Genomic DNA, 25,904 nt, shown 5'->3' with positions numbered 1-25,904 from the left:
TTTTTGTGCAGTCCCTGTTCCACCGGACGATCTCCCATACATAAAACTGTGCAATCAATGCCACGAGAATCGGAAGGGAGAAAAAATCGAAAGGGGTATAACGAAAAAAGCCTCCGGGTTCTGATCCTCGGAGGCTTTTTAAATAATCTAAAAACGAATTAGTTAGTTAGGCTCCGGAAACGAACAAATACATACGCATGCACACAGGGTTTACCCAGTGCAGTGACGCGCATTGATTGATAAATTCGGTTCAGAGTTTTCATGACTAAAGTCTGTTTAAAGTGTTGTTGTATTACGTGTAATCATTTTGCTGCGCTAACAGCGAGGAGCAGATAATGCGCCTTGATTAAAAACATGTCAACGCGCAATTATAAAATTCAGGAAAAAATTATAAATATTGTTGCAGCAACTCCATTGATGTATCCCACAGTTTGGCAGATAGTTCGGCATCATTCATATGCGGGCCTTCGGGGGTATAGGGGTTACAATCTTTAAAAACATGTCCTGATACTTTGGCCAGGCTGGGGTGGGTGGCGGTAAAGCAAGTGGTGGCAGCGCCAGCTTCGACTGATTTCATAAAGGTCCAGCCCATCAATTTAGCCATAATGATTTTACTGGTAGGCATGTGGCGGCCAAGGTTGGTCATGATCACCCCGGGCAATACGGAATTGGCCGTTGTTGTGCTAGTGCCCAAGCGAACGGAAAGTTCACGGGCAAACAGTGACATTGCTAGTTTAGATTGACCATAGGCGGTCAGTGGATCGTAATTTTTTTCGCCGGATAAATTATCGAACTGAATGCCTTCAGCGGGAGCCGATTTATAGCGGCCGCTCCCTAACATAATCAACCGGCCTTGCTCTGCAGCTTGTACTTGGGGCAATAATTTTTGAGTTAATAAGAAGTGCCCGAGGTAGTTTACTACGAATTGTCTTTCCAGGCCGTAGACCTGTTCCAGTTCCGGCAACTCCATAATGCCAGCATTGCAAATCAACATGTCTATCGGTTTATTCAAAGCTTGTACTTGCTGGCTACAGGCGACCACTGAATCAAAATCACTGAGCTCACAGGCGACTGCAGTGGTGGGGCCGCTGAAACTGGCGCAAGCGGTGTTGGCTTTTTCCAGCGTGCGTGCCACGGCAATCACATGGGCACCGCGTAGCGATAATACCCGTGCAGTTTCAAATCCCAGGCCGGAGTTGGCACCGGTAACCAAAGCGGTTTTACCGCTCAGGTCTAAGCCTGCTGTGACTTCTTCGGCGGTAGAATCTTCTCCAAACATACCCATGGGGGGTTGGGTGTTTGCCCCCAGCCGCGCAAGTGGGCAAAGGCTGCGATGCTGGCGATAGCGTAATGTAAAAAGCGGCGGCGATTAAGGCGGGGGGAAATTTGGTTCACAAAAGCATCCTATTAATAAATCTGACAATGAAAAACAGCAGTGTAGAGTGGTGACATTATCGCAACTGGTCGAAAATAGATAATCTGTCGAGTGGCGTTAGTCACAGTGAACTTTATTACAGTTATTCATATCGTCGCTGCAGGTGTTGATACCGAGTAGATGCCATAGATAGCAGCGAGCAAATAGCGTATTCAAGCTTAGGAAGATCGCGCAAACGGTTAGCAGCCACTCCAGCGGGCCAAATTGATTTTGGCTAAACAGCCATATAGTAAGCACGCCGCAAAGCAATAGCCTGATGATGCGTTCGATGATGCCCAGATTTTGATTGATCATAGTTACCTGTAATATTGATAGAGCTTGACGATTCTAACTATACGCTGGGTAATGGATTTCAGATGACACTGTAACTTTAATAGTAGGCCTGATGGGCAAGAATTTCTAATAATACAGCCTTGTTAGTTGCAGGCTTTGCGTCGATACTGCCAGCGCTTTAATCATAACTGATAATAACGGGGTAAAAAGATGGCTTTGATCGCGGCGGTAATAAGTTTAATTTTGTTGGAATACTATGTCTTTATGATGCTGGTAGGGATGGCGCGGGGCAAGAGTGGGATTCAGGCCCCACAGATGACGGGTGACCCTAAGCTGGAGCGGGCTATTCGGGTTCAAATGAATACGCTGGAACAAATGGTCGTTGTTATCCCTTGCTTGTGGTTGTTTGGCACTTATATCAGTACCACCATTGGCGCAGGATTGGGCGTGGCTTTTATTATTGGCCGGGCGCTTTATTGCAAAGGCTATATGGCTGACCCTAATAAACGTGCGATTGGTTTTGTGATCGGTTTTCTGGCGACATTGGGTCTATTGGGCGGTGCTGTCTATGGCACAGTCATGGCTGCTTTGTAATACCCTTTTATTAAGAGTGTTTTCAAAACTCCGGTTGGGTTTGGTGTTGTTCAACCCCTGCCGGAATCTCTACCCAGGGTTGCTTGCTACGAACCCACACATGCATTTGCGGTTGTATCACTGATACATCATCCAGCGTCCCCGGCTTCAATTTGATCAGCTCCGGTTTATTAGGGTTGTGGTGATAGATCCTGTTGCCGCACTCACCACAGAAATAACAATCGACTGTGCCGCCACTATCAGCTGGTCGCGACCATTTTTTTGGGGTGCCTTTGGTTATGTGGAATGATGTTTGTGGAATAAATGCCGAAATACCGAACGCGGTGGCGGAGTACTTTTGGCAATCGTTGCAATGACATTGGACCTGAAATAAAAAAGGCTCATCAACCTGATATTGTATGGCATCGCACTGACAGCGACCTGATTGTGGGTAGGTAGGCATAGCGGCATTCTCTCAGTAACGTATCTGGTAAGGATCAATAGTAGCAGCTAGGGCGCTGAAGTATAAAGCGTGGATTTAAGCTGCTAAGTCAGTGGGTAGATAGTCTTTGTTGCTAAAGAGAATGGCAAAAAAAAACGCCAGCCCTGGGGCTGACGCTCAAAAGGTGTAACAATTTGACCGCGAGTCGGGCGCGATCAGTGCAATCGAAAATCTCATGCACACTAACTGTTACTACTCCCTGGCTGCAACAGGGAGGTTATCCATAGATTCGGGGGAAAATACGATAACACTTTACCTATTGCAAAGGTGATGCCAATAAGCGCGAATATGACAGGCTTAAATTAACTTTACTGATGCCTAACGTTTTTTATATGGGGCGACCATGGCTTTATTGTTTTTTGGTTCTCAAGTGAACAGGGTGTTATTCGTAATTTTTGTATCAGAAATAGCTAAAAATGCGCTAAAAACACGCTTTTTTAGTATCTTTTAATAAAAGTGTAATGACCTTATCGAGCAGGTAATCTATGTAAGTGTGAATTTTTACAATAAAAAAAGCGCCAACAAATGTTGGCGCTTAAAGAGGTTGTAACAGTCGCTATTGCTCATCGGGGGCGCAATAGTGGTGCAAAACAATCAGTAGCGCACCAAGCTGTTACCACTTCCCAACGGCTTTCAGGAAGTACAACGCTAACAGTGGAGTGCTTGGCGTTGATAGTGTAGTGGTAGCAAGTCAGGTGCCAATAGCTGCTTGCCGGTACAAATTTTGTACCGTGATTAATCTATGTATTGTGCATCCAACACTTTTTCACCTTCTTCCCAGCGTAATACTCCATGGGTCATATACTGCGGTAAACCGGAATCGAAAAACTGCCACGCGCAGATCAGTGTATTTTCATCGTCGCTCATAATTTCACGTGACCACATATGTCCCGGCTCTCCGTAGAAGTGGCGAGTGGCATACAAATAGCGACCATAGGTGGTGGCATTACCATGGACATCAGGGCCATGGAATTGATAGCGGTTTTTATTGCGGGTACGCAAGGCGGTAAAGGTACGATTAATAACGCCTTCAATGGTTATGGTTTGTTCAGAGTGCAATAAGTTAATCGGCTTGTGAGTAATGGTCACCTGATTAGTGCCAACGAATTCCTGTTGGTTGTTATAGACCTGAAATTCACCCCGCCACACGCCGGCATTTTTGGGGGGTAATACAAATTGATTACCACCTTGTGCCCGCTCCTTGGTTTGCCAGTCTTCAATTTTTTGTAGCGTGGCGGGACTTTTATCATCGGTTGGGGTATTGATGTATAAACCGTTGAACACACAAATCAATGTGTCAGCCTCAAACATTTGTGAAGAGTAGGCCTGGATACCCATTTCCGGAACAATTTGATTGACGGTGCGTAGATTGACATTCCATCCTGGTGAGTAGTAGTAGGAATCAACCAGCGTACCAAAGGGGCGGCCGCTACCCACAAAATCCGGCCCGGTGTAGACGCGGTTTTTATCGCTATCAATAACGCCGAAACTAAATTTGGTCGGGATATCAAAACGGTGACGTAATTCGCCGGTTGCGTCGATCCCGGTTTTCATCCAGTACGTGGTGCGGCCGTTATCAAACGAACTTTCGCGGCTGATTTTATTCCAGCCGACGTGAGTGCCGTCAGGTTCAAATAATGACGGTGTGCCGTGCCACTCACCGCTAATGGTTTGTTGAAATTGACTGGGCTTTTTCTCGCTCATGGAAACACCTGTTGATTATGGTAAGGGCTGGACGCCGACAAGGGTTTACACATTATACAAAAGTGTAAACCTTGTCAATTTTGGTTATACTGCACGGATGAATGCAGACCCAGCTATAAAAACCAGCACTGGTCCCAATGACGGCTTGATATTAGCGGCGGCTTTGGAGTGTTTTACCCATTTTGGTTATCAGCGGACGTCCATGTCGGATATCGCTTCGGCGGCGGGCTTGTCTCGCACCGCCTTGTATAAGTACTACCGCAATAAAGAGGCAGTGTTTAAAGCCTTAAGCCAGCAAGCCCACGACAAAGTCGCCGCCGCTATTATTGCCGCAGCCAGTGAGCAGCAATCGCACTATCAACATTTACACGCCATTATTGATGCTCGTTTAGTCTGGTTTTTTGAAATGCTGGATTATGGCCCGCACGGGCGTGAACTCATTGATGAAAGTCATCGGGCTATTGGTACGGTGGGTGCCAGTGCCAATAAGCGTTTTGTGAAGCGGGTGGCGAGTTTATTAACCGCAGCGGAGCAGCAGGGCGAATTAGACTTGTCGCTGCATGGAGGCAGTGCCGATGCCATCGCTGCTATTTTGGTGGATAGCTCGGACGGTATTATTCAGGACGCAGGCGGTCGTCGTAGCGCACAAAAGCGGGTCAGTTTATTGGTTGATCTTATCTGGCGGGGCTTGCAAATTTAGTTGATTAATAAGCGCTTGCGAATGAATGGGGGGTAATTTATTTCATAGTCAGTGCAACACTAAAATTTTTGAGCCCAGGCTAAAGGGGTTGGGTTGTGAATAAAGACAGTGCTGAAATGGATTCGGTTAAGGTGTTTCCTTTATGATAATGGGTGCTAAACTACGCCGACAATTTTATAAGCAATTCACGACAGTGAGTGGGGGAGTCTAAATGGATACAAGAAAAATCAAAACAGTTTTGCTAACAGGCGTGTGTTTGACAATGGCAACACTTGTGCAAGCCGAAAACGATGGTCGCTGGTATATTAATCCTGCGATTGGACACCAGAATTTGGATGCTGAACGCGATCTGGGTAATGACACAACGCTTTCTATTGGTGGAGAATACCGTTACAACGATAGCTGGGCGTCCGAATTGCGCTATCTGGACACCGGTACCAAAAGTGATTTTGGTCCGGATGTAGATTTAAGCCAGTACTATATTGATGGCTTGTATTATTTTAGTGGTCAGAGTGAGCAATTGCAGCCCTTTGTACTCGGCGGTGTCGGCCACGCAGAGTTTGATTCAAATAGTGGTGATGACAAGGAAACACAAATCAATATCGGTGCCGGTGTGCGCTACCTTTTCAATGATAACTGGTCATTGCGTGCGGACGCGCGGGCAATTCACAGTCTGGATGATAGCTTTAATGATAGGTTGATTAATATCGGCTTGAGCTATGCATTTGGCAGCAGCAGTGCGGCACCAAAAGCGATGCCAGCAGCACCGGTAGTTAAAGATGACGATAAAGACGGTGTGGTCAATGGCAAAGATCAATGCCCTAATTCTGCTGCTGGTGCAGTCGTTAATAGTGTGGGTTGTGTCGAAGTAGTTGACGGCGATGGTGATAAAGATGGTGTTGCTGATAGCAAGGACCGTTGTTTGAGTACACCCGCTGGCGCTGAAGTAAACGCCGATGGTTGTATTCTGGTACCGGAAGCGGGTGTCGCTTTGGATTTGTCTTTGCGTTTTGCCCATGACAGCGAGCGCGTTGAAGATTATGACCAGGCAGCAGTGGACAAAGTGGTCGCGTATTTACGCGCGCACAGTAATACCAGTGTGGTGATTGAAGGGCATACTGATAGTTCTGGCTCTGATGTGTATAACAAAGGCTTGTCCCAGCGTCGTGCTGCTGCGGTAGCTAAATTTCTTGGGGACAAATACGGGATTGATAGATCACGCTTGTCTTCAGCTGGTTTTGGTGAAGAGCGTCCTATTGCCGACAATGCTACGGCTGAAGGTCGTGCAGCTAACCGCCGCGTAGTAGCAAAAATTCGTCAGAACTAGGCTTGGTTCTACCAGATTTAGCCAGCCATTTTGAAAAGCAGCCTTAGCGAAAGCGGGCTGCTTTTTTTATGAGTGAAATCAGCGTCAATAGCCATGCTGTGATTAGAGAAGCAAGAGTGATGAAAGAGCAATGAGTTGGCAGTTTCGACAACAATCGCTGCAGCAAGGCAGTGTGCAGCACTATCAACTACTTCAAGTTGGGCAGGTGCTGAGTTTCAGGCAGGTATTGCAGCTGTGGCAATGTAATCCGCAATTTTGTGAATTTTATAATCAGCTAATGGCTGCTGTTGAGTTTGATGCCTTTTTTTGGGAGTTGCCTGCGCTGACATTGGCGAATATCGATCGCGATTTTGAATGTGTGTTGGTGGATAGCCCTGACTTAAAAACGGTAAGCAGTGACCCTGCTACGTTTGCGCCTTACTTTAATTCAGCCCGTGCCGAAGCTAAAAATACCGTTGTTTGTTTTGATAATTTGGGTGGCGACGCCCGCTTGGTAGTGCCGACGCCGGTTAGTGCTGATGCGGACTATACCCATCTGGCAAAGTTTGTGCGTGCTGGGCTGGCATCTCAGCAGCGTGATTACTGGCAACAGTTAGGCGCGAGTATTGAGTCATTATTAAGTGAACAGCCTCTATGGGTCAGTACTTCCGGGCTGGGGGTGTATTGGTTACATATTCGGCTGGATCAGCGGCCGAAATACTACACATATTTACCTTACAAAAGCGTAGCGTTTTAAAATATATGAGTATATAGAGCGTGTATTGCCAGTAAATCTCGCTAAACCATTGCTGTTATCGTTCGGATTAATAATAATAAGCCTCTGATAATAACCCTTTTCTACACCGGAATAGTTATGAATACCACAATGAAAGTTTTCTCCGTTAGCGCCTTGCTGCTTTTGTTAAGTGCCTGCGGTGGTAGTAGCGGTGGTGAGAGTTTTACCATTGGTAACGGTAATCCGCCCGACCTTGAACCTGGTGAAGTGACAATTGGTATCTCTGATGCGCCGGTCGACGATGTCAAAGAAGTAGTGATTGAAATTGACCGTATTATCTTCCGAAAAAGTGGTGAAGATGATGTGGTAGTAGATACTTTTAGCAGCGATGATGTAACGCCGCCGGTAGTTGACGCAGATACCATCCAGATTAATTTATTGGACTTCCAGGGAACTAATCAGGCCATAGTAATTGAAGGGCTGGAATTAGAAGACGGTGAATACAGCAATATTATTCTGGAAATTCTCGATGAAGATTTAGGTAACTCCTATGTTGTAGAATTGGATGATACTCAGAAGTTGATCAAAGTCCCTTCCGATAAATTGCAACTAGGTAAATTCACTGTAACGGGTGAAGTGGAGCAAACTTTCACGATCGAATTTAATTTGCGTCAGTCTCTGGTGTATAAACCGGGCCCTGATGAGTACAACCTAAAACCCCGTGGCGTAAGAATTCAGAATAATTCCGGCGATACTTCTTTGTCCGGGACGGTCGCAAGCGACTTGTTTGATACTGAATCGCCTTGCGATGAAAAAACCGAGCCTACCAGCGGCAATGTAGTGTATCTCTATGAAGGCCATGGGCTTACGGTCGCCAATCTGGCTGATATGTATGACCCCGATGAAGATGACGATGTTCCTTCCAGTGCGATTGCACCCTTTATCGCAGAAGGTTTAACCGAAAGCGGCGGCGTGTGGCAGTATAAATTTGCGTTTTTACCGGCGGGTGAATACACCCTGGTGTTTTCCTGCAATGCTGCCGATGATGATCCGGAAATCTTTGACGAGCTGGAATTGCCGCTACCGGAAGATCAAATTATTGAGCTCACTTTAACTGGAGGTAGTGGTCTCACGTGTAATTTACCGGTTAGTGATGATGAGTGTGGTGATTAACACGGAACGGTTTTGATAATTTGCAGTCCCAGTCATTACTTGCTGGGGCTGCCATGATCATTCATCGATTTTTATCTGTTTCTTTTTTATCGCTGCTGTGCAGTCACTACAGTATTGCCGAATTGCGCTTAAATAGCGGTCCGCAACAAACCCAATTAATTGAACTGTATACCTCCGAAGGTTGCAGTAGCTGCCCTCCGGCGGATGCGTTTTTATCCGGCTATAAAAATCACCCGCATCTTTGGCAAAAAATTATTCCTGTGGCGTTTCATGTGGATTACTGGGATGACATTGGCTGGCCTGATCGCTTTGCCAGCCCGCAATATTCTTTGCGGCAACGGCAACATGCGCGGCAGGGTAATGTGCGTCAGGTTTATACGCCGGGGTTTGTGGTCAATGGTGCTGAGTGGAAAGGCTGGTATCGCCAGCAACGGTTACCGAAGCTCAGCAGTGGTGACAGTGAGCAGCGGCCTGGCAATTTATCACTACAGCTGAAACAAAATACCTTTACTGCGACTTTTGATCCTGCAGCATTGAATGCAGGCGTTAATCAGGTGGCCACTTTATCAATTGCGATACTGGGTTTTGATTTATCAACCGATATTAAAGCAGGTGAAAACAAAGGCCGTGAGTTAAAGCATGATTTTGTGGTACTGGCGTTGCAGCACTACAGGAGTAACGATATGCAATGGCAGGGTGAACTACCGGAAGTAGATAAGGCGCGCCAGCAAACGCAACAAGCCCTTGCGGCTTGGGTGAGTACCAGCACCGCTATTAAGCCGTTACAGGCAGTGGCCGGTTGGTTGCCTGCGCCATAGTCATTTATTGCTTCCGCTAGCTAACTAAGAAAGAAAAAAGCCATTCTAATCAAATAGATTTGGATGTCTTAGATTCGCGCTCGCAGCTAGCTCCCGCTTCAATCAAATCACTAAATCGTTTCAATTACGTTATCCCAGAAGAGCTTTTGGGTGGCACGAAAAACCTACCACTAAACTGGATGATTAATTTCCAAAAGGATGTGGCTTCTATAAATACGAACTATTATCATTACTATCTATATTAACAATAACTCTCGGCATGTTATGATTTAGTCCATTTATAGGCGGCGCTTTGCGCGTTATCACGACTAACCTTGGATTATTCATGAAATCACTGCTGTGCTTTACCCTCTTTCTTTTTTCTTTATCAGCGCTGGCTGTCGAGCGGCTTTACTATGTCGCCGCTGATGAGGTGATTTGGGATTATGCGCCGGTAAAGCGCAACCTGATGATGGATATGGCATTGCTGGAGAGTCAGCGAGTGTTTGTGGATACCACCGACAGCACCATTGGCAGTCAATATAAAAAAGCTTTATTTCGGGAATACACGGATGCCACGTTTTCTACCTTGAAGCCGCGCCCGCCAGAAGAGCAGCATCTGGGTTTATTGGGGCCGTTGTTCCGCGCCGAAGTGGGTGACACGATTAAAGTGGTGTTTAAAAATCAGGCGTCGCGGCACTACAGTATTCATCCTCACGGCGTGTTTTATACCAAGGCCAATGAAGGTGCGATGACCAATGACGGTACCACCGGCGCTGACAAAAAAGACGATATGGTGATGCCCGGAGAAACCTACACCTACGAGTGGCAGGTGCGAGAATCGGCGGGACCAGGGCCTGCCGACAATAGCTCGGTGGTGTGGTTGTATCACTCCCATGTGCGCAGCATTCAGGATTCTAATACTGGGTTGATCGGCGCGATAATAGTTACCGAGAAGGGCATGGCTACAGCTGATGGCCGTCCAAATGATGTGGATAGGGAATTTATTAATTTATATACAGTGATGAATGAAAACGAGAGCTGGTATCTGGATGATAATATTCAGCGCACCTTGGCGGCCGCACCCAAAAATGAAGACGATTTCGAAGAAGGCAATTTGAAGCATGTCATCAATGGCTATCTATTTGCCAATTTGCCGGGTTTGGATATGGTCGAAGGAGAAACCGTGCGCTGGCATTTACTGGCGCTGGGCACCGAGGTGGATTTACATACGCCGCACTGGCATGGCCATACCGGGTTACATAATGGTCATCGCACTGATGTGATTGAGTTGTTACCCGCGTCAATGAAAACGCTGGATATGGTTATCGACAACCCCGGCACCTGGATGTATCACTGCCATGTGAATGATCATATTGCTGCCGGGATGACGGCGTTGTATCACGTTAAGGCTAAACTTAAGTAGTACTTAAGGTAGTCATTGTCAGCAAGTGCTATGTTAGCTGCCCGGACAGTTATTCAGCCATCACTTTGGCTAACAGTGTGACGACAAAATTATTAGCTACCTGATCAAACTGGCCTTGGGCAACCATCAGTCTTGCCATAATTAAACCGTAACGCAGCCCGGCAAACACTTCGTAGTAGTGATAATCTTTAGCGCTGAAACCGGACGCCTGTTCCCATAGTTTGTTGGTGTCTTGCACAGAGGGCAGGCCTTCCAGGCGCGGCATCCCCAAACCTTCAGAAAACGTACGGTCGATAAAATTCCACCAGGCTAAATCCTGTACCGGGTTGCCCAGCACCGCCATTTCCCAATCTAACACTGCGGCTATGCTCTGGCAGTCCTGGCTGATAATTAAGTTCCCGAGCCGGGCATCGCCCCAACATAAAGTGGTTGGCTCATTTTTTGGTTGGTTGTCATTAAGCCATTGCAGCGCTTGGTCGCAAATCGGGCAGGGTGTACCTTCCAATCCCCATTCGAGATAGCGTTGCCAATAATCCAGTTGCGCTTGCAAGGCGGTTTTGCCTGCAGCCGGTGCTAAAAAATCAAATCCTAATGCCTGATAATCCAGCTGATGTAACTGCGCCATCGAACGAATGGCGGCATTCCATAGCGCAGCACGTTCTGCCGGGCCGACTTCCTCCATCATCCAGCCGCCCATGGTGTAGGGCGGCATATCACCGGGAATACGGCCTTCAATTTTTTTCATGATATAAAAGGGGGTGCCGAGTACGCGGGTGTCGAGTTCCAATCCCAATAAGGGCGGTGTCGGTAAAGACGTTTTACTGTCGAGAATTTCCATCACTTTATATTGCTCGGACAAATCGTATTCCGGAAAAACCGGTTTTTCGATTTCCGGGCAGAGCCGGCCGACACAGGCTTGCTCCACCTCAATACCATCCTGCTGATAGTGGATCTCGAACATCAATGTGACATTGGACATACCATTGGTTTCAGGAATGCTGAGTGCCGGAATGGTGACACTAGTCCCCAGTCGCTGGCTGAACCAGCTTTGTAATTTTTGTCGGGTACCTTCAATATCTTCAACCAGGGGGTGGGACGATGCTCTTCCACAGTGAAACTCCGGATAATGTCATTATTATTAACAGTGTGTGTTTCCGATACACTAACAAAACTTAACTACGTGACATAGTGAAAAAACAGTTAGGATTTAAATAGGATGAATGAGTCAGTGCAGTATTAAGTGAACACAGTCAGAGGTAAGCATGCGTTATAAATTATTTGGACATACCGGTTTAAAAGTGTCAGAGCTTAGTTTAGGGGTGATGACTTTTGGGGAGTCCTGGGGGTGGGGCAGTGATAAGGCGGAAAGCCAATCGGTTTTTGATGCCTATGTCGATGCCGGTGGTAATTTTTTTGATACTGCAGATCAGTACACTGATGGTGATAGCGAGCGCTGGTTGGGTGAATTTTGTGCCAGCGAGCGCGAACGTTTTGTTATTACCACTAAATACTCCTCAGCCATGAGCACCGCCCACCCGTTAGCCAGCGGCAATTCCCGCAAGCATATGGTGCAGGCGTTGGAGGGCAGTTTAAAACGGTTAAACACCGATTACGTCGATGTGTACTGGTTGCACTGCTGGGATTTTTTAACCTCCCCTGAAGAAGTGATGCGCGGGCTGGATGATTTAATCAGCGCGGGGAAAATTCAGTACATCGGCATTTCCAATACCCCGGCCTGGGCTGTCGCACAAGCCAATACGCTGGCCGAGTTAAGAGGTTGGCACCGCTTTGCTGGGCTGCAACTCAAATACAATTTAGTGACACGGGACATCGAGGCAGAATATTTTCCGATGGCCGATGCTCTGGATTTGTCAGTGTGCGCCTGGTCGCCGTTAGCGAGCGGTGTGTTGAGTGGCAAATACAATCCGCACAATGAAGCCGCCACTGAAAACAGCGCCCGCGCCAAAGTCGTCGCTGGCAAAGTAGCGGCTACCACTTACACAGTAGTGGAAGCAATTACCGCAGTAGCTAAACAATGTTCGGCGTCAGTGCCTCAAGTTGCATTGGCCTGGATGCGGCAACAGCATCATCGGGTTATTCCAATTTTAGGTGCGCGTACACTGGCGCAACTAAAAGATAATATGGGGTGTTTGGATGTGCAGTTAAGTGCTGAGCAAATGCAGCGCTTGAACGACGCAAGTCAATGGCAGCAGCCCTTTCCACAAAACTTTTTGCAATCAGCCGATCAAGTGGGGAGGACTTATGGTGGGTTTGTTGATTTGATTGATAATCATCGAGGGTGAAGGGGCGGGGCGCCCGGCAGGCGAAATTTTTCTTTTTTTATTCGCTGTACTTCCCTATTTCGTCGTCCCCTTCGATTATATTTTGTCATTCCCGACTTGATTTGCTGTCCGGGATAAATCTGAAACACCCCAGATAAGTTGAAGTCATCCCCGACTCCGATCGGGGATCCAGAGCTACAGGGTGCAAAATAGCTAGTTTTCCCTGGAGTTTATACAAAGCCCCTTACTCAGCACTTTGTAGCACTAGATTATTCGTTCCACTGAGCCTGCCCCGTGAAGCGTTTTGGGTACACCCTGCGGGCCGCCTTGAATAAAACAGGTGTTCGACGCACTTCGTGCTTTTGTCCCGATCAAGTCGGGAATGACGAATAAAAAATTGAATAAAGGGGGTCGGTGACAACTGATAATCATTTACAATAAAATTTTCCATTCAAGCCTATACTCAGGAGAGATACGTGTCAGAACGAAACAGAATAGCGTTGCTCATTGACTGCGATAATGTCAGTCATAATTCTATAGAAGGAGTAATTGAGGAGTTATCCAAATTTGGCATGGTTAATATTCGGCATGCGCATGGTGATTGGAAAAGTCCGTCTTTGTCGGGTTGGATTGACCGCTTGCATCCGCATGCGATTCGGCCGATGCAGCAGTTTGCTTATACCAAAGGTAAGAATGCCACGGATTCGGCAATGATCATCGATGCGATGGATTTGTTGTATAGCAATGCTGTCGATACTTTTGCGTTAATGACTAGCGATAGTGATTTCACGCCACTGGTGATGAGGTTGCTGGAAAGTGGTCTGCCGGTTTATGGTTTTGGCGAAAAGAAAACGCCACAGCCGTTTGTTGATGCCTGTTCAACGTTTATCTATACAGAAAACCTGGCGAATGAAAAAGAAGGCAAGGAGGCGACCAAGCAGCCAGCAAAAACAGGCAAGGCTAAACTGAGGCAAGATGCGGCGTTAGTGAAACTATTACGCACCGCAGTAGAAAAAACATCGGATGATGATGACTGGGCGCTGATGAGTAAAGTGGGAAATTATATCTCGAATAATAGTTCTTTTTCACCGATCAACTATGGCTATAAAAAACTAGGGGATTTAATTCGGGCTACTGAGTTGTTCGAAACCGAAATGAGAAATGATGGCAATTCTTTGTACATTAAGGATGTACGAAAATAATTTTATAACAAGGCGAAGTGCGAGTAGTTGCGTTGATTTAGGGTTATTGTTATCGCTACTCGTATTGTTAATAGTCAAAAAGGAGTTTACATGATAAATGGGAAATGCCTTTGCGGAGAGATTCAATACTCTCTAAAAAGCGAGCTGTTATTTTTGTATAATTGTCACTGTACTCAGTGCAGGGCATTCAGCGGGTCATCATTTGCTACCAATGCTTCAATTATCGCAAAGGACTTGGAGATTTCAGACAAAAACGGAAATATGTCTGTATACAAAACGGATAGTGGATGTCGCCATTTTTGTAAATCGTGCGGTACGCCAATTTACAGTTTCGGCAAAGATAATGAAGAATATCCAACACTTCACTGCGGAAGTATTATTGGCTACCCTGAAAAGAAAGTTGACGCCAACTTTTGGCTGTCAGAGAAATGTTCGTGGGTAAATATAAATCAAGAGGCAGAGAATTTTGATTATGCTCCTGAGTAATCTTGGCCCCGAATAGCTACGACGGATATGTGGACCGTAGTAGGGGGCCTTAGTATCCAACTGTTAGGTGTTACAGAGGTGTAACTCTCCCCATGATTCAGATTATCGAACCAACAACAGAGCGTCTTCAACTTCGACAATGGACTGGGAGTGATCGCGATCCATTTGCTGTTATGTCTGCCGACCCGCAAGTCATGGAGTTCTTTCCTGGCACGCTAAATAAATCAGAGAGTGATGCCATTGCTGAGACCTGCGAAAATCTAATCGCGGAGAGAGGCTGGGGTGTTTGGGCGGTCGAGCTTTTACAGACAGGAGAATTTATAGGCTTTGTCGGGTTACATATCCCGCGTGCAGATTTGCCGCCATCGCCTTGCGTAGAAGTTCTTTGGAGGCTTGCTCCATCGCACTGGGGTTATGGTTATGCTACAGAGGCCGCCACTGCCGCTCTCAAAGTTGCTTTTGAGCAACTTAATCTAAAAGAAGTTGTGTCTTTTGCCGTTCCAGCAAATCTTCGATCTCGTAGGGTTATGGCGAGGCTCGGTATGGCCGATACCGGCGAAACGTTTGAGCATCCAGATGTGCCGGAATCAAGTCATTTGCGCGAGCATTGCTGGTATATAATTTCGCGAGAAATGTGGGCGCACAATGTCGTTTGACAGGTGTAAGCTGACGGAAAAACTATTCGCTACTGCGTAATACTTATAGGGGTCAACAATGGGTTATGTATATCTAGCAATTGCCATAGTCGCAGAAGTTATTGGCACGACGGCATTAAAGGCGTCCGAAGAATTTACCAGGCCTATCCCTAGTATTGGTGTCGTAGTCGGGTATGTAGTGTCGTTTTATTTCCTGTCACTGGTGTTAAAAACAATACCTATAGGCGTTGCCTATGCAATCTGGTCTGGCTTAGGGATAGTGCTAATAACGCTAGTTGGTTTTTTTGTTTTTAATCAAAAAATAGATGCCCCGGCAATGATTGGCATGTCACTGATTATCTGTGGGGTAATAATAATGAATGTATTTTCCAGATCGGTTGTGCATTAAGCTTTAGCTGGATCGGCCCGCAGCACAACACCCAATAACATCATGTAGATTAATCCGGCTGCCGCAATGACTGTAACCCACGATGAAGTTTCTGCAGGTGCTCACTAATCGCGGGCCCTTTGGCTTTGGAAACGCCCACCGCCAGAATATCAATCACCGCCATATGTGCCATCCGCGACGGTAGCGGCGTGTAAATTTCAATCTCTTCTTTGACATCAATATACAGTGGGATATCACAGTTGAGGGCGACGGGAGTGTTGCGAGGCGCCAGGCCAATAATGGTAGCACCCGCTTCCCGGACTAAAACCATGGCATCGATCAAGGCCTGGGTGCGGCCTGACTGGGAGATGGCGACGACGACATCGCCTGGCTCTAATGACATCGCTGACATGGCTTGGATATGCGGGTCGGAGTAGGCCGAAGAGGAAATTTGCAGGCGGAAAAATTTATGCTGGGCATCGGTGGCGACGGGGCTGGAGGCGCCAAAACCGTAAAACTCTACGCGCCGGGCTTTTTGTAGTACAGCAACGGCGGCTTCGATGGCGCGGGTGTCCAGACTATCGCGCACATTTTTCAGCGTATTCATTGCCGAGTCGAAGACCTTGATGGTGTACTCGCGGGCCGAGTCGTGTTCGTTCAGCGTGAATTCTTCAAAGCTGGGGCTGTTGGCCATATGTTGCGCCAGCTTTAGCTTGAACTCCTGAAAACCGTCACAGCCAATGGCGCGACAAAAGCGTACCACTGTGGGTTCACTAACACTGGCGTGCTGTGCTAAATCGACAATACGCAGGTGAATGACTTTATCGGGCTGCTGCAGGATATAGTTGGCGACTTTTAATTCTGATTTACGCAAATCGGGTCTGGCCAGTTCTATCGCATTGATGATATTCAGTGGTTTCAAAATAGTAGGGATATCGTTGTTATTGATTAATTGATGATCATCAGCAGCTGGGCTGCCGTCGGTTGATGGCTATTCTAACCTATTTTTTTGAATAGTCTTGTTCTTCAGCCTGCCCTATTTAGCAAACAGGTCTGCTAGAATGCGCCGCTATGGATGTTTCTCATATTCTCAATGATTTAAATGATGCTCAGCGCGATGCCGTAGCCGCTCCTGCCGGTAATTTATTGGTGCTAGCCGGCGCCGGTAGCGGCAAAACCCGGGTGTTAGTTCACCGTATCGCCTGGTTGATTCAGGCCGAGGGTGTCTCGCCCCACAGTATTCTGGCGGTGACCTTTACCAATAAGGCGGCGAAAGAGATGCGCGCCCGTATTGAAGAGCTATTGGGCGGTTCAGGAGGCTATCGCAGCATGTGGGTGGGCACCTTTCACGGAATTGCTCATCGCTTGTTAAAGGCCCACTGGAAAGATGCGGGTTTACCACAAAATTTTCAAATTCTGGATAGTGATGACCAGTTGCGGATGGTGAAACGTATCCATAAACAGCTGGGTTTGGATGAGAGCCGCTGGCCGCCCAAGCAATCGCAGTGGTTTATCAATGGTCAAAAAGATGAAGGTCGCCGCTCCAGCCATATTGAGGATTACGGTAAGGACCTGAATTACAGCACCATGTTGCGGGTGTATCAGGCTTACGAGCAAGCCTGCGATCGGCAGGGAGTGGTCGATTTTGCCGAGTTGTTATTGCGCGCCCATGAGTTATGGCTGAAAAAGCCGGAGATATTAGCCCATTATCAGGGCCGCTTTAGTTATCTGTTAGTGGATGAGTTTCAGGATACCAATACCATCCAATATGCTTGGCTGCGAGTGTTGGCCGGTAAAAAAATCCCGGTGATGGCGGTGGGTGACGACGACCAATCCATTTACGGTTGGCGCGGTGCCAAGATCGAAAACATCCAGCAGTACTCAAAAGACTTTCCTAACACTTTAATCGTGCGGCTGGAGCAAAACTATCGCTCGACCTCAACGATTTTGAGTGCTGCTAATGCGGTGATCGAAAATAATAGCGGCCGCTTAGGTAAAGAGTTATGGACAGAAGATGGCGAGGGCGAATTAATTTCCCTCTACGCCGGTTTCAACGAGCAGGATGAGGCGCGCTTTGTCGTCGATCAAATAGAAGAGTGGAGCAAAGCCGGTAATGCCCGCGCCAGCTCTGCTATTTTATATCGCTCCAATGCACAGTCGCGGGTACTGGAAGAATCCTTGATCCGCAGCGGTATTCCCTATCGGATTTATGGCGGCCAGCGTTTTTATGATCGACTGGAAATAAAAAATGCGCTGGCGTATATGCGGCTGGTGAATAATCGCCATGACGATACCGCAGTTGAACGAGTGATTAATACACCGACTCGCGGCATCGGTAGCAAGACCGTCGATATCTTGCGTGAGTTTGCCCGCGAACACGACGTTTCCTTATGGCAAGCTGCGGATAAAATAATCGAGCAGAAATTAATACCCAATCGGGCTGCCAATGCCTTACAGCAATTTTTAACGCTGATTAACGGGCTGGATACTGAAACCGATAATTTAAATCTGGAAGATTTAACCGACCATGTGGTGACGGTGTCCGGCTTGATTGAATTTCACCAGAAAGAAAAAGGTGAAAAAGGACAGGCCCGAGTCGAGAACTTACAGGAACTGGTTGTTGCTGTGCGTCAGTTTGAACCGGAAGATGACTCCATCTCACCGCTGCAGGCTTTCTTGGATACTGCGGCGTTGGATGCTGGTGAACAACAGGCCGATGAATTTGAAGACAGCGTGCAGTTGATGACCTTGCATTCTGCCAAAGGTTTGGAGTTCCCTTTGGTATTTTTAGTCGGCATGGAAGAAGGTTTGTTTCCGCACAAAATGTCGATGGAAGAAGCCGGTCGTTTGGAAGAAGAGCGCCGTCTTTGTTATGTGGGTATTACCCGTGCCATGCAAAAGCTGTATATCACTTATGCAGAATCACGACGCATGTACGGCAATGAAAACTATAATTCACCGTCACGCTTTATTCGTGAGATCCCGCAGGAATTAATGCAGGAAGTGCGATTAAATACCACCATTAGCCGCCCGGTGGGTTTTGCTCCAGCTTATAATTCTTCCAGCTATGATAATTATGCCATTCCCGATACTGAAATAAATTTGGGGCAGCAAGTGCTGCATTCTATTTTTGGCGTGGGCACGGTGTTGAATTTTGAAGGCCATGGGCCATCCGCCAGAGTACAGGTAAACTTTGAAGATGAAGGCAGCAAGTGGCTGGTAGTGCAGTATGCCAATTTAGAAGCTCTTTGATATATTGAATAATAAAGCGTCATAAACATTTAATCGGGTAAATATATGACAACAAAATACCAGCAGTACAGTCCTCTTATTATTTTGCTATTAGTCGCAGCGCTGGTAACAGTAAGTTGGTTATTGGTCATCGAGCGCGGTAATAAAACGCTGAAAGCACATGATGCTAAATACATTGTTTCAGCACAAGAATTGAATGGCACCCAATCAAGTCAAAAAACCTACCATTGGAAAATGGTAACGACCTGGCCAAAAAACTTTCCTGGCTTAGGTACCGCCCCTGAAACCTTCGCCAAGCTGATCAATACCATGAGTAATGGTCGCCTAACAGTAAAGGTCTATGGAGGTGGCGAAATTGTACCGGCGATGGAAGTGTTTGGTGCGGTGTCGCAGGGTACTGCTGAAATGGGGCATGGCGCAGCTTATTATTGGAAGGGAAAAATCCCATCGTCACCTTTTTTTACGTCGGTGCCGTTTGGCTTAACCGCGCAGGAAATGAATGGCTGGCTGCATTATGGCGGAGGATTAGAGTTGTGGCGTGAGGCTTATGCTCCGTTTAATTTAATTCCTTTTGCGGCAGGCAATACCGGTGTACAAATGGCCGGGTGGTTTAATCGTGAAATTAAATCCATCGCTGATTTAAAAGGTTTGAAAATGCGTATCCCCGGGGTGGGCGGAGAAGTGTTTACCCGTGCCGGGGGCAGTTCAGTAACCTTGCCCGGTAGTGAGCTTTATACTTCTTTGCAAACGGGAGTTATTGACGCTACGGAATGGGTGGCACCCTATAACGATATGGCGCTGGGTTTACATCAGGTGGCTAAATATTATTATTATCCCGGTTGGCACGAGCCAGGTCCTACGCTGGAATTAATCGTCAATAAAACTGCATTTGAATCGCTACCGGAGGATTTGCAGATGATGGTGACCGCGGCTGCTCGCTACGCTAATCAGGATATGTTGGACGAATATACCGCCCGCAATAATGCGTCTTATGTAAAATTACAAAATGATGCGGACACTGATGTGCGGCGGTTACCTGATGATGTGTTAGGCGCCTTAAAAGCTGCATCGGAAGACTATTATAAAGAGTTGGTGGCCGCCGACCCGATGTCAGCTAAAGTGTACAAGTCCTGGGATGCTTTTAGAAAGGGCGTTACCAACTACCACCATATCAGTGAGCAAGCCTATATTAATGCGCGGGATTTATAACGCCGCGCTTCATGCCCGACAACGCTGGATTAGCCATGAATACCAAGCTATATAAAAGAGTGCACACGCTTGCCATAGAATTATTAAAAGCAGCGGAAGACGAAAATGATCAGGTATTTGAAAAATACTATGAAGAATTAAAAGTATTATGTGTTGATAATGAGCGCGATGAGATTATGAATCATCCAGTGCAGTGGGAAACGCTAGCTGATTTTACTGAAGACAGTGCTGAGGCTTTGGCGCTATACCAAAAAGCCCTGGGCTTTGCCGAAGCAATAGACGCCAAAGATTATATGGCATCTATTAGTTATGCGATGGCGATAATACTGCAGGAAACGGGCAGTGCGGAACAGGCTTTAGTGCTAGCCAGGCAGGCGCACAATATGGCCAGTGGTGGAGAGGACGAAGAGTTGAGAAAAGAGATAAAGGCGTTGTTAAAAACAATGCACTAGAAAGGTAATCTATCTTTTATAACCGGGTTCAAGAGGAGGGCTTAATGCTTAAAGCACGATTATGGTTTGCACGGATGGCTGCTGTTTATGCAGCTTTGATCTATAGCTATTTGGCTTCACTCTATATTCTTCAGCCTTTGGATTTTATTGCCAACTTTGGTATTGCGGTTTCAGGATCACCGGAGTCGATTAATTTTATCCGCACGGGTCTCGGCGCGATTTTTTCAGGGATGGCCTTAACGGCATGGTTTGGCTTGGTGCGTCCCGGTTATCTGCGGGCCAGTCTTGCCATTATTGTGCTATTTAACGGCTGTATTGTGGCTGCGCGAATCTTTGGCATAGTGGTGGACGGGGTGACCACCATACAATTGACGGAATTGCGGGCTGAAGGTATATCCTGGATTATTTTTCTCGTGGCCTTGATTGTGCTACCGGGTTCTGATGATAAGTAAGCGTATACAAGTGTGCCTTCAATAGCGAAGTATTGGCTGTATCCCTGAGCTTTGTTGTTAGATTGGCCCATGTTTACCCGTTCTACAAGGTGCCAGGCATAGGGTGATTGGCTGTAATTTGTCGCAAGGCGATGTACTATGTATTTGTCATTAACAATAAATTATTAGCCAGTATGGGCACTAAAACGTTAGAACGCGTCCTCCAGTATATTTTTCCCTTTAAGTTGCCGCCGGGGTTGTCGGACCCTGTAGTAAAAAAAAGCTTTGCGGAGTGGGATCAGCCATCAAGGCAAATTCAAATTTCTGCCATGCTGTTTTTAACGGCATGGCTATATGCAATTTTTTCAGTTATCGACAAGAGCTGGGTGCCAGACGATATCGAGTCGTTAATGCGGAAACTCCACCTATGGGTGGTTATCCCTTTGTTGTTGGCGATCAGTTATTTAGCGTATAAAAAATCGTTTTATAGCCTCACTATGCGCTGTCTAGCAGTGTATCCGCTCATCTCTATGTCTTGTCACGCCTATATTGCCAGTCAATTTGAAGGGAGTACGCCATTGCTAACGGAAGGGTATTTAGGTGTGCTGTGGATATTTATTGTTTCCGGCATGACCTTCGGCTACGCGATTGTCAGCGCCAGCGTTGTTTCAGCTATTCTCCTTGTTTCGGGATTTTATTTTATCGGGGAGAGGGATGCTTATCTGTTGCATGTGTTCTGGATATTCTGCAGTTTTTCTTTTGGTATTATGGGCGCTTTAATTTTTGACTTATCGAGAAAGGAGATTTTCTGGAATCAAAGAAAGCTGCAGGCGTTAGCGGTGACTGATCCGCTAACCGGTATCTATAACCGCAATAAATTTGACCAGATACTTTCGCAGGAAATAAAACGCGATATTCGCTATGACGAAAGTTTTGGGCTATTGATCATTGATATTGATCACTTTAAAAACATTAATGATAGCTTTGGGCATAATGTTGGTGATCAGGTGATTTGTAAAACAGCTGAGCTGCTCGCACAGTCGATACGTGAAAATGACACATTGGTTAGATGGGGTGGCGAAGAGTTTGTGGTCATAGCACTTGGTGTCAATGAGGAAAGCTTGGATTTATTGGCTAATAAATTGCGATTGACTATTGAACGCGCCTATTTTCCTTTGGTTGATAATATTACTGTAAGTGTGGGCGCTACTTTATTTAGAAAAGACGATTCTCAAAATGCCTTGCTCGCTCGTGCTGATAGGGCATTGTATGCAGCAAAAGAAAAAGGTCGGAACCTATCTGTTACTGTGAGTGAGTAACTGGCGGTTTAGTCTTAAGGACGCTTTTTTGGAGTATAAGGTGCTGGTATTTTTAGTACGGTTGGATGATTTAATGAGTAATTAAATGACAATCATTAGGCTATTTGGTGTTATGGGGTTGTATGGTTTTTTAGTGATTGGTTAGGGTTTAGGGATATGTTTGAAGTTAGAAAAATAATAGTAGTTGTAGTGCTTCATGTCTTACTGCTGTCATCAGTAGCGCATGCTAGCTTTGACAAGGCAATGGCGATTTATGGTGAGGGTCGGTTTGAAGAAGCTAAAGTAGCTTTTGAGACATTGGCTGCCATTGGCGATAGGTCTTCTTTATTTAATCTTGGTGTTATGTACTATCGGGGTGAGGCAGTTGAAAGAGATCCGGTCGAAGCTTACGTGTTAATGAAAATAGCGAATGATGGATTTAATGAGCAGTCTTTTACACGATTATCAAATTCAGTATTTAGTCAGTTTAATGCGGATCAAAAAATTGAAGCGGATAGGCGCTTTAGTGAGCTCAACCCTGTTTATAGTATTTCAGCTATTAAGGCGAATATTTTCCCCAAACCTCTTAGTGATGAAGATTGCCCCCCGGATATCCAGCCAATTAGAAAAGTGGCCCCTCGTTATCCTAAGTCTGAAAACAGATCAGGGAGAATGGGGCTCACTCATTTGGAATTTACTATTTCTCCGGAGGGGTATCCGCGCGATTTGGCTGTGACGAGGTCAACTAACTACACATTTACCAAGACAAGTGTTCGAGCTGCAAAGCAGTTTTTATATCAGCCTCCAATTGACCAAAAACCAATTTATGGGCATAGAACTGTCTTTATATATCAGTTAAAAAACACGGAGCTGGGTACTAGTAAAATTACTAGAGAGCTAAGTGATCTTGAAAGTGCTGCAAGTGATGGCGATGTTATAGCGCAGTACCGCTATGCATCCCGGCTTAACACGTTTAGATATTTTAAGTCCTATTTGAAGAAAATTGATCTTCAATATAAAACGGCTAACGAGTGGTTTACAAAATCTGCCGAAAATGGATTGCCTCATGCACAGTTTGAAATTGGGCGTAATATGCTTCAAGGCAGGGGCTGCGAGATTGATGTAGTTAATGGTTATAAATGGATAAATGCTGCTGCTATTGGTGGCTATTCTCCTGCCCAAAAAGCCTTGGCTCAATCGGCGCTATCAAAAAGTGAGCTATCAGTTGACAGATCAATGGCGGCAATGGCATGGCTGAAGAATGCGGCTCAAGATGAAGATTATGCGGCCAGGTTACTGCTTGCTTGGGAGTTATCAACATCAAATATAAAGGAGTTGCGCAACGGTGAAGAAGCTCTGCGTTTACTTGATAATGACCCTGAAGATTATTTTGATGAAGTCAGAATCATGGAGACTCAAGCTGCGGCTTATGCAGAAATTGGCAATTATAAAAAAGCAGTGAAGCTACAGAAAAAAGCTAAAAAAATGGCACAAAAATTGGACTGGGACATACCGCTGATATCGGAACGGCTTGGTCTTTATCAACATAATGAAGTGTATAGGGGCTCTTACTATTGATGGGTTGGTGGTTAAGCACTAACTCCCTCACTGTGTTATTCTCGCCGCCGTTGGTGTTTATCTGCTGTACCTTTGTGGTAGTGGATAAATACCAGTGGTTATCGCTGGCACCTTCAATACAACATCCTGCTAAGAGAACTTATATTCATGAACATCGCAGTTCCCCACGTTGAGCAACTTAATCGCATTCTTCCCGAAGAGCCATTATTAATGATGGGTGCTGGCCCGGTTCCCATTCCTGCGGCTGTTGCGGCTGCCAATGGCATTGTGATCAATCATCTGGGTGAAACTATGGCCAAAGTAGTGGATCAAGTTAAGCGAATGGGACGTTATATTTTCCAAACTGAAACCGAGTGGTTGCTCGGCGTAGCAGGCCCCGGTTCGGCGGCCATGGAAATGGCGGTCGCCAATTTGGTGTGGCCTGGTACGCGGGTGTTAAGCGTTTGCAATGGTTTTTTCTCCGATCGGCTAGCCGAAATGGCGGTGCGCGCAGGTGGAGAAATGGAGAAGTTAGTGGTGGTTGATGGTGAGGCTGCCGACCCTGAAGTTATTGCGGCGTATCTTAAAACCTTTAAACCTCAAGTATTGACTATGGTGCAAGGCGAAACATCTAACACCACGTTTAATCGTGCGCTACCTGAAATAGCGGCCATTGCTGCGGAACACGATTGCCTGTTAGTTGTGGACGCGGTGTGTACATTAAGCACGATGCCGCTGGAAATGGATAACTGGGGTATCGATGCGGTGATTACCGGCGGTCAAAAAGGGTTGAGTTCAATACCGGGTGTGTCGCTGGTGGCGTTTTCTGATAAGGCCTGGCAGCGTGTTATTAATCGGACGGAACCCATGCGGCATTGGACCTTGGATGCTACTTTGGCTACCAATTTTTGGCACCGTGCATCCTATCATTACACTGCGCCGGTGTCGGGATTATTGGCGCTGCATGAAGCGATGCGATTAGTGTGTGATGAAACATTGGAAAAACGTTTCGCACGGCATGCGGTTTGTTCAATTGCCTTGCAGGCAGCCATTGAGGCAGTAGGTTTGGAGTTGTATGTAAAACCCCGCACACGTTTAAATTCAGTAGTCGGGATTAAATTACCTGTCAATATCGATGGCAAAGCCGTTTGTGCGCATATCTCAAAAAACTACAAAGTTGAAATTTCCGGGTCCTTTGGCCCAGCGATTGTGCGAATTGGCCAAATGGGGGAGCAGTGTCGCGCCCATAATTTATTCCGGACCCTGCATGCTTTTGGCTCTACGTTTAAAGATCTGGGTGTGTCTGTGGACGTGCCAGCCGGGATGGCAATGCTGGAATCGAAGTTACAACAGCGCTGAGTTTGGTCCGTCTTGGGTTGCACTGTGAAATGAAGCTAGATAAAGCTTTATAGTAGTAGTAAAACTGTGTTTAAAATGCAGTGCGCTAATGTTGAGTATGTGCTGTGTTTTTTGAGTCTTGAAAGGGCCCAGGTTTTAAGAATGTTAGGTCGCGGCGGCGCTGTTCTCGTTGCTGACGGTCAAATGTAAAGTTTTGCCGATGGTTAGTGGTAAAGAAATCTCCTTGTATTAAGAGCCGGTGAACTCTAATACAGGATTTATAATTTTCACCAAAATATGAGTAAAGATGATGAGTAAAGGTACTGTTAAGTGGTTCAATCCAGATAAAGGTTTTGGTTTTATCACTCCCGAAGATGGCGGCAAAGATCTTTTTGTTCATCATTCTGAAATTCAAAGTGGCGGTGGTTTCGCAACACTTAATGACGGTCAGGCAGTTGAGTACGAAGTTGGTCAGGGCCAAAAAGGACCTTGCGCGAATAAGGTTGTTCCACTGTAGGTTAAACACCTCGCAAGCCAAACGAGAGCTGCATTAACAACCAGGTTAATGGCACCTCTCCGGCGGGGACTAAGCAGGGTTGGGCTTATTTTATGCAGTTGATAAAATTGGCGCTCGACCCTGGTTTAGCTACTGTCGAGTCGATTTTTATGCTTCGCTTAATTCTCCCTGCGTACTGTACTAAATGCCGGATGAAAAAGTGTAGTTAAGATTACCTTTGGCCGTTTGTTAG

The 25,904-nt window shown here is 46.3% G+C and carries 26 protein-coding genes; 20 read left to right on the top strand and 6 right to left on the bottom strand.

Translation table 11 applies throughout. The features are described from left to right. Nucleotides 1–388: 388 nt before the first annotated feature. On the bottom strand, nucleotides 389–1,285 hold the full coding sequence (locus UNITIG_RS09305) for an SDR family NAD(P)-dependent oxidoreductase (RefSeq protein ID WP_235015330.1): 897 nt from the start codon (nucleotides 1,283–1,285) through the stop codon (nucleotides 389–391). A gap of 207 nt (nucleotides 1,286–1,492) precedes the next feature. Beyond that, the gene (locus tag UNITIG_RS25540; RefSeq protein WP_101758133.1) at nucleotides 1,493–1,729 is read right to left on the bottom strand and encodes a DUF2892 domain-containing protein; all 237 of its coding nucleotides are present in this window, start codon (nucleotides 1,727–1,729) and stop codon (nucleotides 1,493–1,495) included. Nucleotides 1,730–1,918: 189 nt separating this feature from the next. Between UNITIG_RS25540 and UNITIG_RS09295 the strand changes: the two genes are divergently transcribed. Beyond that, on the top strand, nucleotides 1,919–2,302 hold the full coding sequence (locus UNITIG_RS09295) for an MAPEG family protein (protein WP_101758132.1): 384 nt from the start codon (nucleotides 1,919–1,921) through the stop codon (nucleotides 2,300–2,302). Between the two features lie 22 nt (nucleotides 2,303–2,324). Here the strand turns inward: UNITIG_RS09295 and UNITIG_RS09290 are convergent, their stop codons facing one another. Together UNITIG_RS09290 and UNITIG_RS09285 are read right to left on the bottom strand one after the other, a co-directional pair. Further along, a complete protein-coding gene (locus UNITIG_RS09290; RefSeq protein WP_101758131.1) occupies nucleotides 2,325–2,744 on the bottom strand; it encodes a GFA family protein in 420 nt (139 codons plus the stop codon). A 774-nt stretch (nucleotides 2,745–3,518) separates the two neighbouring features. Next, on the bottom strand, nucleotides 3,519–4,487 hold the full coding sequence (locus tag UNITIG_RS09285; RefSeq protein WP_101758130.1) for a hypothetical protein: 969 nt from the start codon (nucleotides 4,485–4,487) through the stop codon (nucleotides 3,519–3,521). Here UNITIG_RS09285 and UNITIG_RS09280 point away from each other — a divergent pair. From UNITIG_RS09280 to UNITIG_RS09255, 6 genes are all read left to right on the top strand, one after another. After that, nucleotides 4,486–5,187 carry a TetR/AcrR family transcriptional regulator gene (locus UNITIG_RS09280; protein ID WP_101758129.1) on the top strand — a complete coding sequence of 234 codons (702 nt, stop codon included), beginning with the start codon at nucleotides 4,486–4,488 and terminating at the stop codon, nucleotides 5,185–5,187. The two genes, UNITIG_RS09285 and UNITIG_RS09280, sit on opposite strands and share 2 nt — an antisense overlap. Before the next feature lie 211 nt (nucleotides 5,188–5,398). After that, the gene (locus UNITIG_RS09275; protein ID WP_101758128.1) at nucleotides 5,399–6,514 is read left to right on the top strand and encodes an OmpA family protein; all 1,116 of its coding nucleotides are present in this window, start codon (nucleotides 5,399–5,401) and stop codon (nucleotides 6,512–6,514) included. A 130-nt stretch (nucleotides 6,515–6,644) separates the two neighbouring features. After that, a complete protein-coding gene (locus UNITIG_RS09270; protein ID WP_101758127.1) occupies nucleotides 6,645–7,250 on the top strand; it encodes a hypothetical protein in 606 nt (201 codons plus the stop codon). Between the two features lie 117 nt (nucleotides 7,251–7,367). After that, nucleotides 7,368–8,402, top strand: a complete 1,035-nt coding sequence (locus tag UNITIG_RS09265; RefSeq protein WP_101758126.1) for a DUF4382 domain-containing protein — start codon at nucleotides 7,368–7,370, stop codon at nucleotides 8,400–8,402. A gap of 53 nt (nucleotides 8,403–8,455) precedes the next feature. Further along, entirely contained in the window at nucleotides 8,456–9,220 is a 765-nt protein-coding gene (locus UNITIG_RS09260) for a DUF1223 domain-containing protein (protein ID WP_101758125.1), read from the top strand. Nucleotides 9,221–9,545: 325 nt separating this feature from the next. After that, the gene (locus UNITIG_RS09255; protein ID WP_101758124.1) at nucleotides 9,546–10,625 is read left to right on the top strand and encodes a multicopper oxidase domain-containing protein; all 1,080 of its coding nucleotides are present in this window, start codon (nucleotides 9,546–9,548) and stop codon (nucleotides 10,623–10,625) included. A 49-nt stretch (nucleotides 10,626–10,674) separates the two neighbouring features. On the opposite strand, the gene UNITIG_RS09250 is transcribed toward UNITIG_RS09255, so the two are convergent. After that, a complete protein-coding gene (locus tag UNITIG_RS09250) occupies nucleotides 10,675–11,604 on the bottom strand; it encodes a phosphotransferase family protein (RefSeq protein WP_101758123.1) in 930 nt (309 codons plus the stop codon). Between the two features lie 283 nt (nucleotides 11,605–11,887). Here UNITIG_RS09250 and UNITIG_RS09245 point away from each other — a divergent pair, with 283 nt between their 5' ends. From UNITIG_RS09245 to UNITIG_RS09225, 5 genes are all read left to right on the top strand, one after another. Next, nucleotides 11,888–12,928 (top strand): aldo/keto reductase, encoded by a 1,041-nt coding sequence (locus tag UNITIG_RS09245; protein WP_101758122.1) that lies wholly within the window; start codon nucleotides 11,888–11,890, stop codon nucleotides 12,926–12,928. 455 nt (nucleotides 12,929–13,383) lie between these two features. Beyond that, entirely contained in the window at nucleotides 13,384–14,109 is a 726-nt protein-coding gene (locus UNITIG_RS09240; protein WP_101758121.1) for an NYN domain-containing protein, read from the top strand. Between the two features lie 90 nt (nucleotides 14,110–14,199). Continuing rightward, a complete protein-coding gene (locus tag UNITIG_RS09235; RefSeq protein WP_101758120.1) occupies nucleotides 14,200–14,595 on the top strand; it encodes a GFA family protein in 396 nt (131 codons plus the stop codon). A 92-nt stretch (nucleotides 14,596–14,687) separates the two neighbouring features. Then, the gene (locus UNITIG_RS09230; protein WP_101758119.1) at nucleotides 14,688–15,251 is read left to right on the top strand and encodes a GNAT family N-acetyltransferase; all 564 of its coding nucleotides are present in this window, start codon (nucleotides 14,688–14,690) and stop codon (nucleotides 15,249–15,251) included. Between the two features lie 58 nt (nucleotides 15,252–15,309). Further along, a complete protein-coding gene (locus UNITIG_RS09225; RefSeq protein WP_101758118.1) occupies nucleotides 15,310–15,639 on the top strand; it encodes a multidrug efflux SMR transporter in 330 nt (109 codons plus the stop codon). A gap of 49 nt (nucleotides 15,640–15,688) precedes the next feature. Here UNITIG_RS09225 and hexR read toward each other — a convergent pair whose 3' ends face one another. Continuing rightward, nucleotides 15,689–16,531 (bottom strand): transcriptional regulator HexR, encoded by an 843-nt coding sequence (hexR, locus tag UNITIG_RS09220; protein ID WP_200821321.1) that lies wholly within the window; start codon nucleotides 16,529–16,531, stop codon nucleotides 15,689–15,691. A gap of 158 nt (nucleotides 16,532–16,689) precedes the next feature. On the opposite strand from hexR, the gene uvrD reads away from it, so the two are divergent. From uvrD to UNITIG_RS09180, 8 genes are all read left to right on the top strand, one after another. Further along, nucleotides 16,690–18,870: a DNA helicase II gene (gene uvrD / locus UNITIG_RS09215; protein WP_101758116.1), complete on the top strand. Its 2,181-nt coding sequence runs from the start codon at nucleotides 16,690–16,692 to the stop codon at nucleotides 18,868–18,870. A gap of 45 nt (nucleotides 18,871–18,915) precedes the next feature. After that, entirely contained in the window at nucleotides 18,916–20,079 is a 1,164-nt protein-coding gene (locus UNITIG_RS09210; protein WP_101758115.1) for a TRAP transporter substrate-binding protein, read from the top strand. A gap of 35 nt (nucleotides 20,080–20,114) precedes the next feature. Then, complete coding sequence (locus UNITIG_RS09205; RefSeq protein ID WP_145999137.1) at nucleotides 20,115–20,531, top strand: tetratricopeptide repeat protein; 417 nt, start codon at nucleotides 20,115–20,117, stop codon at nucleotides 20,529–20,531. A gap of 44 nt (nucleotides 20,532–20,575) precedes the next feature. Then, nucleotides 20,576–20,983, top strand: coding sequence for a DUF4345 family protein (locus UNITIG_RS09200; RefSeq protein WP_101758113.1), 408 nt, complete (start codon nucleotides 20,576–20,578; stop codon nucleotides 20,981–20,983). A 107-nt stretch (nucleotides 20,984–21,090) separates the two neighbouring features. Beyond that, on the top strand, nucleotides 21,091–22,281 hold the full coding sequence (locus UNITIG_RS09195) for a GGDEF domain-containing protein (protein ID WP_200821244.1): 1,191 nt from the start codon (nucleotides 21,091–21,093) through the stop codon (nucleotides 22,279–22,281). A gap of 156 nt (nucleotides 22,282–22,437) precedes the next feature. Continuing rightward, entirely contained in the window at nucleotides 22,438–23,838 is a 1,401-nt protein-coding gene (locus tag UNITIG_RS09190; RefSeq protein WP_101758112.1) for an energy transducer TonB, read from the top strand. Between the two features lie 147 nt (nucleotides 23,839–23,985). Beyond that, entirely contained in the window at nucleotides 23,986–25,176 is a 1,191-nt protein-coding gene (locus tag UNITIG_RS09185) for an alanine--glyoxylate aminotransferase family protein (RefSeq protein WP_101758111.1), read from the top strand. 289 nt (nucleotides 25,177–25,465) lie between these two features. Continuing rightward, entirely contained in the window at nucleotides 25,466–25,672 is a 207-nt protein-coding gene (locus UNITIG_RS09180) for a cold-shock protein (protein WP_101758110.1), read from the top strand. Nucleotides 25,673–25,904 lie beyond the last annotated feature (232 nt).

It is taken from the genome of Oceanicoccus sp. KOV_DT_Chl (genome assembly GCF_900120175.1).
Classification (GTDB): Bacteria; Pseudomonadota; Gammaproteobacteria; order Pseudomonadales; family Dasaniaceae; genus Oceanicoccus.
The sequence above is the reverse complement of the archived record's forward strand: the minus strand, read 5'-3'. Positions and strand labels throughout refer to the sequence as shown.